Source organism: Kribbella sp. CA-253562, from assembly GCF_050942265.1.
GTDB lineage: Bacteria > Actinomycetota > Actinomycetes > Propionibacteriales > Kribbellaceae > Kribbella.
Genome location: NZ_CP192049.1, coordinates 5,228,020 through 5,241,358 on the forward strand (window position 1 = coordinate 5,228,020; position 13,339 = coordinate 5,241,358).

At 68.3% G+C, this 13,339-nt stretch carries 15 protein-coding genes and 1 pseudogene; 10 read left to right on the forward strand and 6 right to left on the reverse strand.

Going from position 1 to position 13,339, the window contains the following annotated elements; genetic code table 11:
• The first annotated feature begins 963 nt into the window (after positions 1-963).
• The 5 genes and pseudogenes from ACQPXM_RS24680 to ACQPXM_RS24700 all read left to right on the forward strand — a co-directional run bounded on the left by ACQPXM_RS24680 (position 964) and on the right by ACQPXM_RS24700 (position 3,717).
• Positions 964-1,428: a hypothetical protein gene (locus ACQPXM_RS24680; protein ID WP_432937244.1), complete on the forward strand. Its 465-nt coding sequence runs from the start codon at positions 964-966 to the stop codon at positions 1,426-1,428.
• Between the two features lie 33 nt (positions 1,429-1,461).
• Complete coding sequence (locus tag ACQPXM_RS24685; RefSeq protein ID WP_432937246.1) at positions 1,462-2,028, forward strand: hypothetical protein; 567 nt, start codon at positions 1,462-1,464, stop codon at positions 2,026-2,028.
• A gap of 216 nt (positions 2,029-2,244) precedes the next feature.
• Positions 2,245-2,682 (forward strand): TIGR03618 family F420-dependent PPOX class oxidoreductase, encoded by a 438-nt coding sequence (locus tag ACQPXM_RS24690; RefSeq protein WP_432937248.1) that lies wholly within the window; start codon positions 2,245-2,247, stop codon positions 2,680-2,682.
• Between the two features lie 80 nt (positions 2,683-2,762).
• Positions 2,763-3,074, forward strand: coding sequence for a hypothetical protein (locus tag ACQPXM_RS24695; RefSeq protein WP_432937251.1), 312 nt, complete (start codon positions 2,763-2,765; stop codon positions 3,072-3,074).
• A gap of 289 nt (positions 3,075-3,363) precedes the next feature.
• Positions 3,364-3,717: pseudogene (locus ACQPXM_RS24700) on the forward strand (hypothetical protein).
• A gap of 270 nt (positions 3,718-3,987) precedes the next feature.
• On the opposite strand, the gene ACQPXM_RS24705 reads toward ACQPXM_RS24700, so the two are convergent.
• From ACQPXM_RS24705 to ACQPXM_RS24725, 5 genes are all read right to left on the reverse strand, one after another.
• Positions 3,988-5,094 (reverse strand): SPFH domain-containing protein, encoded by a 1,107-nt coding sequence (locus tag ACQPXM_RS24705; RefSeq protein ID WP_432937253.1) that lies wholly within the window; start codon positions 5,092-5,094, stop codon positions 3,988-3,990.
• A 32-nt stretch (positions 5,095-5,126) separates the two neighbouring features.
• The gene (locus ACQPXM_RS24710) at positions 5,127-5,615 is read right to left on the reverse strand and encodes an NfeD family protein (protein WP_432937255.1); all 489 of its coding nucleotides are present in this window, start codon (positions 5,613-5,615) and stop codon (positions 5,127-5,129) included.
• Positions 5,616-5,708: 93 nt separating this feature from the next.
• Entirely contained in the window at positions 5,709-7,319 is a 1,611-nt protein-coding gene (locus ACQPXM_RS24715; RefSeq protein WP_432937257.1) for an ABC transporter permease, read from the reverse strand.
• Positions 7,316-8,224, reverse strand: a complete 909-nt coding sequence (locus ACQPXM_RS24720) for an ATP-binding cassette domain-containing protein (RefSeq protein ID WP_432937259.1) — start codon at positions 8,222-8,224, stop codon at positions 7,316-7,318. The genes ACQPXM_RS24715 and ACQPXM_RS24720 overlap by 4 nt, the downstream gene beginning before the upstream one ends.
• Before the next feature lie 81 nt (positions 8,225-8,305).
• Positions 8,306-8,980: a TetR family transcriptional regulator gene (locus ACQPXM_RS24725; RefSeq protein ID WP_432937261.1), complete on the reverse strand. Its 675-nt coding sequence runs from the start codon at positions 8,978-8,980 to the stop codon at positions 8,306-8,308.
• Between the two features lie 82 nt (positions 8,981-9,062).
• Between ACQPXM_RS24725 and ACQPXM_RS24730 the strand changes: the two genes are divergently transcribed.
• The 4 genes from ACQPXM_RS24730 (at position 9,063) to ACQPXM_RS24745 (ending at position 11,719) form a co-directional block, all read left to right on the forward strand.
• Positions 9,063-9,617, forward strand: a complete 555-nt coding sequence (locus tag ACQPXM_RS24730) for a TetR/AcrR family transcriptional regulator (protein WP_432937263.1) — start codon at positions 9,063-9,065, stop codon at positions 9,615-9,617.
• Positions 9,610-10,326, forward strand: a complete 717-nt coding sequence (locus ACQPXM_RS24735) for an ABC transporter ATP-binding protein (RefSeq protein WP_432937265.1) — start codon at positions 9,610-9,612, stop codon at positions 10,324-10,326. The genes ACQPXM_RS24730 and ACQPXM_RS24735 overlap by 8 nt, the downstream gene beginning before the upstream one ends.
• Before the next feature lie 240 nt (positions 10,327-10,566).
• Positions 10,567-11,079, forward strand: coding sequence for an ABC transporter permease (locus ACQPXM_RS24740; protein ID WP_432937268.1), 513 nt, complete (start codon positions 10,567-10,569; stop codon positions 11,077-11,079).
• A 172-nt stretch (positions 11,080-11,251) separates the two neighbouring features.
• Complete coding sequence (locus tag ACQPXM_RS24745; RefSeq protein ID WP_432937270.1) at positions 11,252-11,719, forward strand: hypothetical protein; 468 nt, start codon at positions 11,252-11,254, stop codon at positions 11,717-11,719.
• Between the two features lie 154 nt (positions 11,720-11,873).
• Here ACQPXM_RS24745 and ACQPXM_RS24750 read toward each other — a convergent pair whose 3' ends face one another.
• Positions 11,874-12,647 (reverse strand): sensor domain-containing protein, encoded by a 774-nt coding sequence (locus ACQPXM_RS24750; RefSeq protein WP_432937272.1) that lies wholly within the window; start codon positions 12,645-12,647, stop codon positions 11,874-11,876.
• Positions 12,648-12,927: 280 nt separating this feature from the next.
• On the opposite strand from ACQPXM_RS24750, the gene ACQPXM_RS24755 reads away from it, so the two are divergent.
• Positions 12,928-13,155 carry a hypothetical protein gene (locus tag ACQPXM_RS24755; RefSeq protein WP_432937274.1) on the forward strand — a complete coding sequence of 76 codons (228 nt, stop codon included), beginning with the start codon at positions 12,928-12,930 and terminating at the stop codon, positions 13,153-13,155.
• The last annotated feature ends 184 nt before the right edge of the window (positions 13,156-13,339 follow it).

The following is a 13,339-nucleotide window of genomic DNA, read 5'->3' on the forward strand; positions in this document are numbered from 1 at the left end:
CTCATCTGGCCAACCGCAAGTCCTGGCAAAGCCTGACAAGGCGCTCGGGCCGGCGATCACGTACGACGACGCACAAACGCGGGCCGATGTGTTCATCAGCCCGCGTTGGGTTCGACTGTGTCCGAGGGGGACCACTCCGAAGGCCGGTGACCATCTAGGTTGGGCGAGTCGGTCGATCCAGCGCCGAAGGGATGCCTTGGGGTCCGTCGATGGCACTGACGTCAAGGACGCCCTGCTACTGCGCAGACGGACGCGCTCGTCATGGCGCCGCCCATTCGGCTCCACGCCAGACTGCGTCACGAGGTACTACGCGTAGCCGCCCAGCGGCGCCGTTCCGCCACCAGACAGCGACAGGCTCACCGGAACCGCTCGGGGGCCGACGGACCCATCCGGCCGGCGGACCAGCCCGGTGTCGTCGTCGACCCACGCGGTCCCTCGGCGAACCCGGGCCGGCTGGGTCGTCAGTTCCGCAGTGAACGTGCCGTCCGGATTCGCGAACACCTCACGGGCCGTGGTGCGCTCGGCCTCGACCGGGAACCGGGCGGCCGAGGGTCCGCGCGTCGGCGGAGGCCTGTGCGGCCGTCTCCCGGTGCGGCCGTCTCCGGTACCGGCTTCGGTGGTGCTGCCACCGCCGCCCCGGCCAAGGGCCCCGGCGCTCGGTCCGCGCCACCGACCCCGAACACTGCCACCATCGATGCCGCCAGCAAGACGTGCAGAACTCGCCGTGCTCCCACGGCCCTTCCGAGCGGCGATGTCTGGGCTTCCCCTGGTCAGCCCCAGCCCGAGGATCTGGGCGTACGAGATCCGGCCTCCGCGCTCGAAAGCCGTCCCGTCGACATCCTCCGTGGGTGGAGGAGTTCGTCCACTTCGTACCTGCCGCTGACTGAGTCCGGAGAACATCTTGTCGAACACTGGTGTACGAGTTACGGTGTCGCCAAGTACTCGAACAGCGGTGTTCGAGTTGTGAAGGAGGCGGCCATGATCGAGGCAGCGAAACGAACCCAACCAGCCAACCCAGCCACGCCGGCTGCAGCCCCGGTGTCGAACAGATTCGGGCGGGCCGGCCGGTTCGCCCGGCACTACCTGGAGATGGTGGCTGCGATGGCAGTCGGCATGGTGGCGATAGGTCCGGTCCTGGGCCTGGCGATTCCGGAGGCGAGCGGCGCCGAGGTCGACAGCCTGGTGATGGCGACGAGCATGTCGGTCGCGATGGCCACGTGGATGCGGTTCCGAAGGCACCGCGTCGGCCCGATCGTTGAGATGTCCTTGGCCATGTACGCCGGCTTCGTGGTGCTGTTTCCGCTGCTGTGGTCAGGACATATCGACGCAGCCGGCCTGATGGCAGGCGGACACTTGCTGATGCTGCTGTTCATGGCGGCGGCGATGCTTCTCCGACCCGCCGAGTACGCCGCGAAACACGCTCACTGACGCGGCTTCATGGACTGAGAAAGGAAGACGCCCGTGACGAAGCCGAACACTACGACTGAAGGCATTGCCAGGCGCCGGTCCGTGCTGGGCTATTGGCCGGTCGCCCTGGGGGTGGCGGCCGCGGCGTTCCAGATCCTGACCGGAGTGGCCGCCGAGGCGGTGGCCATGACCGTTGCGGTCGCGGCCAGTTGCTATCTGGCCGCGGCGGCCGTCGGCCTGCCCTGGATCGCCTGGGCCGGTGTGCTGACCGGCTCGCTCGTGGTCACCGTCAGCGAGTTCGCCGCCGTCCCCTGGTGGCTGGGGCTGTCCGTCTACGCTGCCGTCCTCGTCGGGGTAGGTATCGCGCGACGCGTCTCAGCCCGCCCCCTCACCGCACAGGGACTCGCGATGCTCGGATTCGGCGGCCTGGCCGTCGCCGCGGTCCTGGTGTCCCCGCGCCTCGGACTGGTATTGGCCGGTGCCTCGCTGACCACCCATGCCGTGTGGGACTACATCCACTGGCGTCGCAACCAGGTGGTACCTCGATCTCTGGCCGAGTTCTGCATCGTGCTGGACATTCCCTTCGGGATCGCTGCCATCGTGCTGGCCTTCACCGGCTGACCCGTGAACCGATGATCTCCGTCGAAGCAGGCAAGGTGGACTGATGGCCGAGCCATTTCTGGGAGCGGCGCCGCCACATCTCGACGGCCGGCTCGATGCCAGAGGTTTCGTCGAGGGTGCCGGCTTGACGATGATGAGATCGGGACGCTCATGCAGAACCGTGAGGATCGGGGTCCCGCAGTCGCCGCAGAACAAGTGGCACGACGGGAGCGTGCAGTGACCAGCTTGAACGAGTTCGCCGACCTCGCCCGGGCGGAGCAAGGCCTCGCTGTGGTGTCGACGGTGCGCGCCGACCACACCGTCCAGTCGTCCGTCGTCAACCTCGGCGTACTGGATCATCCGGTCGACGGCGCGCCCGTCGTCGCGTTCGTGACATACGGCAAGGTCAAGCTGGCGAACCTGCGGGCGCGGCCGCAGATCAACCTGGCGGTGCGGTCCGGTTGGCGCTGGGCGGCCGTAGAGGGCGAGGCCGAGATCATCGGTCCCGATGACGGGCATCCGGGTGTGGACGCCGAGCACCTCCGGCTGATCCTGCGCGACATCTTCACTGCCGCCGGCGGAACTCATGACGACTGGGACGATTACGACCGGACGATGGCCGCCGACCGCCGCGCTGCCGTCTTCGTCCGCCCCACACGCATCTACGGCTCCTGAACACGGCCCGCCTTCGTACGTCGTACGAAGGCAGGCGCTCTCGATCCGCTTCTCGCCTGATCCGTGAGACCGGTCAGGAGATGCTCTACCCGGCCGGGCCCGGACACGGCGGACCGGCGCTGGTGGCCGCCGGTTATCTGGAAGGCAACTGCACCGAGACCTATCCCGCAGTCGGCACCGACGCGGAGGGCATTCGCCGGCTGTTCCGGCAGTTCTCCGCGCCCGGCGGCATCCCGAGCCACGTTTCGGTGACCACGCCCGGCTCGATCCACGAGGGCGGCGAGCTCGGCTACGTGCTCGTCCATGCGTTCGGTGCGGTGATGGACAACCCCGACCTGATCGCGCTGGCCGTGGTCGGCGACGGCGAGGCCGAGACCGGTCCGCTGGAATAGTCGTGGAACGCGTCTCGTTCCTCTACCCCGCCCGCGACGGCGCCGTACTGCCGGTGCTGCATCTCAACGGCGCGAAGATCGCCGGCCCCGACCGTCCTGGGCCGCAAGGACCCGGTCGAGGTCCGTTCACTGCTCGAGGGCCACGGGTACGACGTCATCGAGGTCGACGGCTCGGACCTGCCCGGGATGCATACCGGTTAGCGACGGCGCTGGGCCCAAGCCTGGGGATCCGCGCCATCCAGGAATCGCCCGCGGCGGCGACTGGGACGGGGAGCGACCCCGCTGGCCGATGATCATCCTGCGCAGCCCCAAGGGCTGGACCGGCCCTGACTCCGTCGACGGCAAGCAGATGCTCGACACGTTCCGCTCCCATCAGGTGCCGCTGGCAACCGTCAGGGAGAACCCGGATCACCTGAGACTGCTGGAGCAATGACTGCGTTCCTACCGGCCCGACGAGCTGTTCGAGAGCGACGGCTCCCCCGCGTCGCTGGTCAGAAGCGCCAACCCCGAGGGCGCGCTGCGGATGAGCGCAACGCCGTACGCCAACGGCGGCGGACTGACGCGTCCGCTGGACATGCCGCACTTCCGGGATGATGCCGTCTCCTGCCGGTGTCCGGCTCGAATCGACGCGGCGGCTCAGTGAGATGCTGCGCGACATCTACCGCGACAACGACGACCGGTTCCGGCTCTTCTGTCCCGACGAAACCAACAGCAACCGGCTCGGCGCCGTTCGACATGGTCGTCCGCCACCGGGTCTCGCGGTACCGCCTGGTCATGGACGCGTTGAACAACGCCCGCCGCACTCCCCGGGCGCCAGCCGCCAGCTCTGGCTACGCGTCGTGGTGTCCGGAATGATCGGGCCCTCGACAAAGTCGCCTGCGACTTCCGGCAGAACGCCAGCTGACCTGGCCCATCAGCGGGCAGCCTTGCGGCGCGAACTGCTTGGGCCCAGAGGGTTGGCGGTGCCGGCTGTCGCTGCTTCTGCCTCGGCTTTTGCTTCGTCAACGGCGTTCTGGGCCTGTTGGGCAGCTTGCGTCGCTGCGGCAGCTGCACTCAGCGACGCCGGCTCACCGGCCGTGAGCTCATGCCGCTCGGTGCTGTCGGGCTGGTCATCGTCGTCCTGTCCGGGTCCATTGCTCGACATCCCCATCGTGGAGTGATCGCCGAACGCATTCGTGACGGTGCGGATCGCCTCGGTGAGTTCACCCGGAATGACCCAGAAGGTGTTGTTCCCGCCGTTCGCCAGGTGGGGCAGGGTCTCGAGGTACTTGTAGGCCAGTACCTTGGGATCGGCGTTGTTTCGGTGGACTGCCTGGAACACGCGCTCGACGGCCTGTGCTTCGCCGTCGGCACGGAGGATTCTGGCTTGCTGATCGCCTTGGGCCACCAAGATTTCCTGCTGACGGGTCCCCTCCGCGGTGAGGATCTTCGCCTGCCGGTCTCCCTCGGCGTGCAGGATGGCCGCCCGCTTGTCACGTTCGGCGCGCATCTGCTTTTCCATCGCCTCCTTGATCGTCTTCGGAGGGTCGATGGCCTTGATCTCGACCCGGTTGACCCGGATCCCCCACTTACCAGTGGCCTCGTCGAGCACGGTGCGGAGTTGTGCGTTGATCTCCTCGCGCGAGGTCAGGGTCCGCTCCAGATCCATGCTGCCGATGACGTTGCGCAGCGTGGTCACGGTCAGTTGGTCGATCGCCAGAACATAGTTGGCGACCTCGTAGGCGGCGGCGCGCGGATCGGTGATCTGGTAGTAGAGCACCGTGTCGATCGCAACAACCAGGTTGTCCTCGGTGATCACAGGTTGCGGTTGCGAGGTGAACACCTGCTCGCGGATGTCGAGCTTGGTGTTGACGCGGTCCGCCACCGGGATGACGAAGTTGAGCCCCGGCTGGAGGGTGGCCCGGTAGCGGCCGAACCGTTCGATGTTGTAGCGGCGCGCCTGTGGCACCACCCGAACGGAGGACATGACGCCGAACACCGCCACGAGCGCCACGATGATGATGAGGACCAGCAGTTCCATGTCTCCTCCGTGCTCGGCTCGATGGCCGTTGCTCAGGGCAGCAACTCGCGGGGATAGACGATCGCGGTGGCACCTTGGATCTCCATGACGTCCACCTGCGCTCCTTGTGGGATCACGAGGGTCTCGTCGAAGGCCCGTGCCGACCACACTTCCCCGGACACTTTGATCAGGCCGTCCGAACCGGTGACATCCTTCATGACAACCGCCTGCCTCCCGATCAACGCGTCGCTGCCTTCGCGCGTCAGGGACGGTTGGGTCATGTGTCGCAAGGCGATCGGGCGTACCACCAGCAAGCCGGCCGCGCTGGCGAGCGCGAATGCCAGGACCTGTATGAGCAGCGGTGCACCCAGCGCGGCCGTGGCCGCCGCGACGACCGCGGCCGCCGCGATCAACCCGAACCCGAAGGCCAGCGTGAAGAACTCCGCAACACCCAGGCCGGCAGCGGCGATCAACCACAAGATCCACGCCATACCGACCTCCAGCCGCGCCGACCGGCAGCGGATGCGCCGGCCGGGCGCCACAGATTCAGTCTGACATCTCCTCTGACGTCTCCGCCAGTACAGCGGGATGGGTGGTACCACTCATCTTCCGCACCCAGTCGGCCAGATCTGCCGTCATGGCACGTCCAGGTCGCGGCGTTGGAAGAGCGATCGACCGGCGAGGGCGAGGATCGCGGCGATCGCGGTCAGGACAACCAGCGGTACGGCGCTGAGCCGGTCGAGCGGCATCACCGTCAGGTGGCTGAACGGCGACAGGTCCGTGAACAGCGTCGGCAGGTCGAGCAGTGCGCCGAACATGCCGAAGAAGAACGCGTACCCGACCAGCAGCCAGGCCCAGACCGCAAATCCTGGCCGTACGCCGAACAGCGCGGTTGTTAGCCCGACGACCACCAGCACCGGCGGCAGGAAGGCGAGCGTCGCGAGCAGTACCTCGCCGACGACCCCGGGACCCGCCGCCCCGCTGACCGCTCCCAGACCGACGCCGAGCCCGCTGACCAGCAGCAGTACGGCCGAGGCGAGCGTCGTGAATCCGACCCACGCCGAGATCCACCGCCGGCGGCTCACCGCGGTCGCGAGCACCGCTTCGGTGTGCCCGCTGCGTTCCTCGGAGCGCAGGCGCAGCACCGAACTCACCGCGAACGCGGCGATCAGCAGGGCGAAGAACAGCGCCATCGTGGCGTAGAAACCGTCGGTCGGCTCCAGGCCGTTGCGGGCGAACATCTCCCCCATCGCCGGGTTCTCGGCCACCGCGTCAGTGACCGAGTCGCTCAGCGAACCGCTCGCGACCGCGAACACGAACAACCCTGCGGCCCACCCGATCACCGACGCGCGTTGTTGCCGGACCGCCAGTCCGAACGGCGTCGACAGCGTCCGCCCGGCGTCGGCCCGTCCGAGTCGAGCCGGCAGTAGTCCCGCACCGACGTCACGGCGTACGGACAACGCCCGAGCGAGCACCACCGTGACCAGCAGGAGCGCGACGGGCAGGAGCAGAGGCCACCAGCGCAGGTCGACGAACGGACGGCTCTGCTGGATCCAGGCCAGCGGCGAGAACCACGACACGAGGCTGCCGCCCGGTTGCGCCGCATCACCGACGGCCCGGAGCAGGAAGGCCGCGCCGACGACCGTCATCGCCAGGCTGGAGGCCGACCTGGCGTGTTCGGTCAGCTGCGCGGTGACCGTCGCGACACCGGCGAAGGCCATTCCGGTCAGCCCGAGACCGATGCCCACGGCAGACGAATCGGTCGCGGCCAGCCCACCGCTGATCATCGCCAGGGCGGTCAGTACGGCGACGCCCGCGTTGGCCAGCAACGCGACGATTAGCGCCGACACCGGCGCGGCGTACCGGCCGACGACCGCTGACCGGATGAGCTCGGCACGGCCGGTCTCCTCCTCCGCGCGGGTGTGCCGGACGACCAGGAAGATGCTCATCATCGCGGCCGGGACGGCGAGCCACAGCACCATCTCGTTGGTGATCATCGCGCCGAGCGTGTAGTTGTCCAGGCCGTAGCCGGGCCCGGACATCATCGTTGCCGCCGGCGACTTCATCAGGTCGGCGCGCACCTGGCGTTCGGCGGGCGTCGAGTAGACGGTGGGCAGCGCGGAGACGGCGTACAGCATGCCGAGGCCGATCGCGCCGATCCAGATCGGCAGCTTGACCCGGTCGCGGCGGAGCGCGAACCGGACGAGGTCGCCGGTGGCTGTCAGGCTGTCGCGACGGGACGTCATACCGTCACCTCCTCGGCGGGCAGCTGGTCGCCGTACTGACGCAGGAACAGCTGCTCGAGCGAGGGCGGGACGCTGTTCAGACTCTGTACGCCGAGCGCGCCGAGCGCCTGCACGGTCCCGGCCATCCGGTCGTGGTCGACGTCGAACGTCACCTCGTCGTCGTGGATCCGCAGATCGTGCACCCCGGGCAGCGTCGACAACGACGCCGGCGAACCGGTGATCGTCGCCGTGATCGTGGTTCGGGTGAGATGCCGCAGCTCGGCGAGCGTGCCGGACTGCACGGCTCGGCCGGCCCTGATGATCGTCACCGTGTCGCAGAGTTTCTCGACCTCGGCCAGGATGTGGCTCGACAGCAGCACCGAGCGGCCGGCCGCCTTCGCCTCGGCGATGCAGTCCTGGAAGACGGTCTCCATCAGCGGGTCGAGGCCGGACGTCGGTTCGTCGAGCACGAGCAGTTCCACGTCGGTGGCGAGTGCCGCGACCAGGGCGACCTTCTGCCGGTTGCCCTTGCTGTACGTGCGGCCCTTTTTCGTCGGGTCGAGCTCGAAGCGTTCGAGCAGTTCTGCTTTGCGTGCACGGTCGGCGCCGCCGCGCAGTCGGCAGAGCAGGTCGATGGCCTCGCCCCCGGTGAGGTTCGGCCACAGGCTCACGTCGCCGGGGACGTAGGCCAGGCGCCGGTGCAGCTCGACGGCGTCGTCCCATGGGTGCCGGCCGAGCACCTCGACGCTGCCGCCGTCCGCGCGCAGCAGGCCGAGCAGGACCCGGATGGTGGTCGACTTGCCGGCGCCGTTCGGACCGAGGAATCCGGCCACCTGGCCGGTGGTCACGGTCAGGTCGAGCCCGTCGAGGGCCTTCACCTGGCCGAAGGACTTGTGCAGTTGCTGGATGTTCAGGGCAGCGTTCATCGCTGTTCCTCATTCTGCTGATCCGGAGAAGTTCCGGTGATTGATGTCGTCCTGGACGTCCCTGGCCGGGACGCGTGTCCGCTACGGAACCGCGGGTCCGCCTGGCGGGTCGGGGACGTACATCAGGTACTCGTCCAGCATCGTGCGGTTGACGAACAGCCCTTCGGTGAACACCTCGAGCGCGGGCAGCGTGACCTGGTCGGAGATCTCCCGCAGCGTCAGGCGCAAGTCGTCGAGCGAGACCGTCTCGGACCGCAGCGAGATCCACAGCATCAGCGATCCCACGTTCTGGTAGGTCAGGTACTTCGCCCGTCCGGCCGGATTCCGGCTGGGCCGGATCGTGCCCGCCTCGACTCCGGCCGCGAGGTACTGCTCGGCGTCGCGCACCATCTGCTCGATGAACGCCTTCGCGAGTTGACCGCCGGCCTGCAGACTCCGTACGGCGTACAGCGCGAATGGGCCGTACTGCTCGACCTCGGCCAGCTGCGCGAGCAGCCCGGCCGCGCTCGAAGCCGTTGCCGCACGCAACTTCTCGGAGCGGATCACGCCCAGCACGTGGTCGTCACAGGCCTGCCGCAGACCGTCCTTGGACCCGAAGTGGTGAACCACCAGCCCCGCCGTCACGCCGGCGTCGGCGGCGATCGTCCGCAGCGACGCCGAGAAGCCGTTTTGGCCGAACCGCAGCACCGCGGCGTCCCGGATCCGCTCCACGGTCGACTCACCGGGAGCGGGCGCAGAGGCTGCGGTTGAACGCATGTTCAATGCTAAACACGTGTTCAATCGCAGCGCAAGCCGTCGGGCTCTGGTGCGCTGGAATGTTAGCGGCTAACATTCCAAGGTGACCGGAAAACTGATGCGCACGCGGGCCCGGCTGCTCGAAGCCGCCCTGGAGCTGTTCGCCACCCAGGGATTCGAGGCGACGACCGCCGCGCAGATCGCCGCGCGCGCCGGGGTGACCCAGATGACGTTCTTCCGGCACTTCCCGACCAAGGCCGCCGTGCTGATCGGCGACCCCTACGACCCGGTGATCGGCGAGTCGATCCGGCGCGAACCGCCCGGCGCCGACCCGATCACGCTGGCCGCGCGCGGCGTACGGAAGGCGTGGCAGGAGTTGCCGAGCCCGGCCGCCGATGAGGTCCGGGCGCGGCTGCGGATTGTCGCGCAGACCCCGTCGCTACGCGCCGATCTGGCCGCCGGGACCGCGGCGACCGAGGTGGTGGTCGCGGAGGCTCTCACCGACCTCGGCGTCGATCCCCACCGGGCCGCCGTCGCGGCCGGCGCCGTACTGGGTGCGCTCAACGCCGCCTTGCTGCGCTGGAGCCTGAGTGACGACGGCGATCTCGGCGCGGCGATCCACTCCGCCCTGGACGTTCTCGAGCACGCCAATGCCTGAGTACGCCGTCCAGGCGCGCGCCCTGGTCCGCACCTTCGACGACGGCACCGGAGTCCGCGGCGCCGACCTGCACGTCCTGCCCGGCGAGATCCACGCGCTGGTCGGTCTCAACGGCGCCGGCAAGTCCACCTTCATGCGCCTGCTACTGGGCATGCTGAAGCCGACCGGCGGCAGCATCACCATCGCCGGCCTTTCCCTCTCGCAGGCGGATTGGTCGGCCGTCGGACACCTCGTCGAGTACCCACTCGCCTACCGCGAACTGACCACCCGCCAGAACCTCGCCCTCGCCGCCCGCCTCCACGGCATCCCACCGACTCGCATCCCGGCGGTGATCGATGCCGTCGTCAACGAACTCCACCTCGCCCAGTACGCCGACCGCCGCAGCGCGAAACTGTCGCTCGGCAACCGCCAGCGCCTCGGCCTGGCCTCCGCCCTGCAACACGACCCGCGCCTGATCGTGCTCGACGAACCGACGAACTCGCTCGACCCCTCAGGAGTCGTCCTGCTCCGCGAGGCGTTGCTGCGCCGGGCCGGCGACGGCGCCGGGATCCTGGTCAGCAGCCACCACCTCGACGAGGTCGCCCGAGTCGCCGACCGCATCTCGGTCCTGAACGCCGGCCGCGTGATCGGCACCCTCGACCCCCGCGAACCGAACCTGGAACGCGTCTTCTTCGAGCAGGTCCTCGCCGACGACAAGGCCCACACATGATCGCCGCACTGGCCACCGAGGCCCTCAAGTTCCGTCACGCCACGGTCGCCCGGGTGGCCACCGTGCTGATGGTGTTCGGCATCGCCCTGATCTGCTCGTCGATGCTGCTGGCCGCCGGCACCGACGACCCACAGCTCGCCGCGAAACTCGGCCCGCTGATCGACCCCGGCGGCTGGAACGGGGTATCTGACCACCGCCGCACAAGTCACCGGTGCCGCCGGTCTGCTCGCCCAGGGCGTCGTGATCAGCTGGCTGTTCGGCCGCGAGTTCGCCGAGGGCACGATCACCGGGCTCTTCGCCTTGCCGGTCCCCCGCCGTACCATCGCCGCCGCGAAACTCGTCGTCTACATGGTCTGGAGCTTGGCCGCGAGCTGCGCGCTCCTCACGGCACTGGTCCTCGCCGGCCTAGCCGCCGGGCTCGGCGGAATCCCGGCGGACGCCGTACCGGGACTCGGACGGCAACTCGCCCTCGCGGTATTGACCGGCGCCATCGCCGTACCGGCCGCGTGGGCGACGACGATGGCACGCTCGATCCTGGCCGGGATCGCGACCACGATCGGAATCGTCGTACTGTCCCAGCTCACCGTCGTCGCCGGCGCGGGCGGCTGGTTCCCCTTCGCCGCACCGGCGCTGTGGGCAATCAGCGCCGGGACCGAAGTCTCCACTGTCCAACTCCTGCTGGTGGCACCCGTCGTGCTCGCCACCGCGGCACTCGCCCTGAACAACTGGCACCGCCTTCAACTCGATCGGTGACCCCACCCGCTCGTGAACTGATCGCCGCCCACGCCGCTGCAACCGCGAAACGGCGCAGCTGATGACTCCGACCACCCGTGTGCGTCGTAGGCAACCATCGCAAGTACGAACTTTCGGCTCACGTAACGGTCAACTGGGGCGGGCATTGGACAGAGACCGCAGAATGTTCCGCATGGGACAGCATCAGCGGCGCGTACGGGTTGGCCGTCCGTCTGGCGAAGCATGGCGGGTGGGACTCGTCTGCATCGCTCTGCTGCCCGTCGGTGTCTTGATCACCTCCTTCGATCAGGACGAGGACCAACTGTTGGCCAACGCCCCCGTTGTGAGCGGCGTCGTTGTCGACGAGCCCGTGCCGTTGATTGATCGCGGGCAGCCGCTCACGGTCTCGTTCACGACCTCGCGTGGCGAGCGGGTTGAGACGACCATCGAGAAGTACCTCGTTCCTCGGCGGAACAAGGGACAGAGCATCGAGATCCAGTACGCCTACGATGGCGACGAGGTGTTTGCCCGTGAAGCCGGCTGGGTGCCGGACTTCTGGAGTCGGTACTTCTACCTCTGCCTTGGGATCGTCGGTGGAGTCGTCGGGACGGCGGTCCTCCTCACCAGCTCGCGCCGACGCCAGGCCCCCGGCAGCAAGTGAGACCATGCCCCAATCTGAGGCGGAATCGCAGCCTTCACCATCGATCGACTGGGAGAGGCGCAATGCCCAGGCAGCGCCGGACCGACACATCCCTGACGCAGCCCCGATCTTCTCGTCGCCACAGCACGGACTCCTTGCACGCCGGTGGGATCAGTCAGGTACCCGACGTGGCGCCGAGGGTCTTGGTGGCCTTGTCGACCGCGGCCTTGGTCAGGAACTCGATGTCACCGGGTGCTCCGCCCATCACGGTGACCGACACCACGACGTCCTGTACGCCGGTGGTCACCATCGTGACCTCCAGCCCCTCGAGCGGCCCGCTCGACGCGCTGTAGCGGACCGCCGCCGGAGTGGACCCGACCTTGGGCGCCGACACCTCGCGCACGGTGATCGGCGAGCGCCCCTCGCCCGGGATGGTCAGCGTCATCCCCCGACAGGCCCGGATCGCTTGCCGAAAGGAGTTCTGCAGCGCCTGCACCGCGGCCGGTGAGCCCATGGCATCCAGTCCCTCGTCGATGAACGGCCCCTGCTCGCTGGCCGAGTACGAGCGGAACGCCGAGGCCTTCGAGCCCGGAGCGGTGTCGGCGTTCGAGTACGCAACGAGCTTCGCGCACTTAGGGTCCTTCGACGACATCTTCGCGTCGTCACCCTCGTCGCCGCTGTCGGGATCGATCGAGATCCCGGCCGGCAGGTCGTCCAAGGCGAGCAGTGCCTTGGTGAGCTGCGCAGCGGTCCTCTGCGGCGCGACCGGCGGCTTCGTGGGTGTCGGGTTCGAGGTCGGCGTCGACGCGGTCGATGACGGCGTCACACTCGCGGTCGTACTCGGCGAAGGCGAACTGCTTCCGCTGGACTGCGGTTCACCGGAGCACGAGGCGACCAGAAGGGTCAGGGTCGTCGCGGCAACGATGCTCAGGCCGAAGTGTCGGCTCACGGGGGTGCTCCCTAGGTCAAGGCATGGCTGAAACATCGCCGACCAGTCTTCCCGGCACACCTGAACTGCCCCACCCGGACCTTGAAAAGCCAGGTGATCGCTACATCGTAACCTGCCTCCCTGTCGTTACACCGAAGTCCATTTGCTCTCGGCAACAGTGAGGTCACGCCGGCAGGTCGGGACGACCGCCGACCCGAGGATGTAACGCGGACGTACGCTCGGCGGATAGTACTGATGAGTCCTCTGATAAAGCGCGCCTGAGCGCGGACGGACTCGAGGTGTGCCGGGAAGTCTGGTCGGCGACGGATTTGGCGATCCGAAAGGAACCGGCATGCACACCAGCACCGTGAAAGTTCTTCGCGGCCCCATCACCTTGCGGGGCTCGAAACCGCGGCTCCAATCAGCGGGCTCGCTGCTGTCCGCCGACCGGTTGCCGGCCGGGGAGACCACGAACCGCCTGATCACCGAGCGTCTGACGCGGCACAAAGTCCGGATCTTCGGCGTGTGAGTCCGCGCTCACCCGGCCACAGGCCGCTCGGAGGATCGATGTTCCGCAGAAGGCAAAAGCCTGAAGGCACCCTTCCGGCGCAATCCCCCACCGTTGATGACCCGGGGCCCGCCAATCGGTCGAACCGGGACCCCACCTTGCCTGTGCTCACCCACTCCGAAGTGCTGACGACAGTACGACTGCT

What these genes read in the sequence shown, in the direction of transcription:
- ACQPXM_RS24695 (WP_432937251.1), top strand. Translation starts at nt 2,763, where the DNA reads ATGCTCTACCCGGCCGGGCCCGGACACGGCGGACCGGCGCTGGTGGCC.
- ACQPXM_RS24705 (WP_432937253.1), bottom strand. Translation starts at nt 5,094, where the DNA reads ATGGAACTGCTGGTCCTCATCATCATCGTGGCGCTCGTGGCGGTGTTC.
- ACQPXM_RS24715 (WP_432937257.1), bottom strand. Translation starts at nt 7,319, where the DNA reads ATGACGTCCCGTCGCGACAGCCTGACAGCCACCGGCGACCTCGTCCGG.
- ACQPXM_RS24720 (WP_432937259.1), bottom strand. Translation starts at nt 8,224, where the DNA reads ATGAACGCTGCCCTGAACATCCAGCAACTGCACAAGTCCTTCGGCCAG.
- ACQPXM_RS24725 (WP_432937261.1), bottom strand. Translation starts at nt 8,980, where the DNA reads ATGCGTTCAACCGCAGCCTCTGCGCCCGCTCCCGGTGAGTCGACCGTG.
- ACQPXM_RS24735 (WP_432937265.1), top strand. Translation starts at nt 9,610, where the DNA reads ATGCCTGAGTACGCCGTCCAGGCGCGCGCCCTGGTCCGCACCTTCGAC.
- ACQPXM_RS24745 (WP_432937270.1), top strand. Translation starts at nt 11,252, where the DNA reads ATGGGACAGCATCAGCGGCGCGTACGGGTTGGCCGTCCGTCTGGCGAA.